The sequence below is a fragment of the Bartonella sp. AD328YNZD genome, assembly GCF_042196425.1.
In genome coordinates this window covers 1-1,043 of the sequence record NZ_JBHIQG010000570.1, presented here as the reverse complement: position 1 = coordinate 1,043, position 1,043 = coordinate 1, and the positions used below count along the sequence as shown (strand labels likewise).

At 37.7% G+C, this 1,043-nt stretch carries 1 protein-coding gene and 1 pseudogene; both read right to left on the bottom strand.

What is annotated here, in order from left to right:
• Positions 1 to 834, bottom strand: an 834-nt coding sequence (locus ACFIO3_RS13760) for an NADH-quinone oxidoreductase subunit D (protein WP_375704650.1), incomplete at its 3' end; no start/stop codon positions are given.
• Positions 835 to 953: 119 nt separating this feature from the next.
• Positions 954 to 1,043, bottom strand: a pseudogene (locus ACFIO3_RS13755) (NADH-quinone oxidoreductase subunit C); the annotation flags it as partial.

The following is a 1,043-nucleotide window of genomic DNA, read 5'->3' as shown; positions in this document are numbered from 1 at the left end:
TTCTACGCATTGACGCATAATTTTCGCTGATTGACGCATTTCTTCCATACGAATAAGATAGCGATCATAACAATCACCATTTTTACCTATAGGAATATCGAATTCCATTTCATCGTAACATTCATAAGGCTGACTTTTACGCAAATCCCATGGCACACCAGCCCCACGGATCATAACTCCAGAAAAACCACGTGCCCAAGCTTCATCAATACTTACGACACCAATATCTACATTACGCTGCTTGAAAATCCGATTTGGTGTCACAAGCGCATCAAGTTTACCAAGAGAAACAAGAAATGAATCAATAAAATTACCAATATCCTCAACTAAAGATTCTGGTAAATCCTGATGCACACCACCGGGGCGAAAATAATTTGCATGAAGACGAGCGCCACAGGCACGTTCATAAAAAATCATCAATCTTTCACGTTGCTCAAACCCCCAAAGAGGAGGTGTCAAAGCACCAACATCCATTGCCTGTGTCGTTACATTAAGCAAATGGTTCAGAATACGCCCAATTTCACAAAATAAAACACGTATTAATTGCCCCCTTTTAGGAACTTCAATATCCAATAATTTTTCAATAGCAAGAACAAAAGCGTGTTCCTGATTCATAGGAGCAACATAATCTAAACGATCTAGATAAGGACCCGCTTGAAGATAGGTCTTTGTTTCCATTAATTTTTCGGTACCACGATGCAATAATCCAATATGTGGATCTACACGCTCAACAACTTCACCGTCCAACTCTAGAACCATGCGCAAAACGCCATGCGCTGCAGGATGTTGCGGACCAAAATTGATATTAAAGTTTCGAACATTGACCTCAGCCACAATCAACCCCTTGCTTTTTTAAAAACTTCATATCAAATATTAAAAAAATCTATCATATTAAAAACATTAATTATTAAAAAAATGCGCTATTCTAATAGAACGCCTTATCAAAACCAATATCATTTTTTACCCTCTGCTTTTTCATCACATGGTAAAATATATTGTCCTCCTTCCCAAGGAGAAAGAAAATCAAAATTACGCATCTCTTG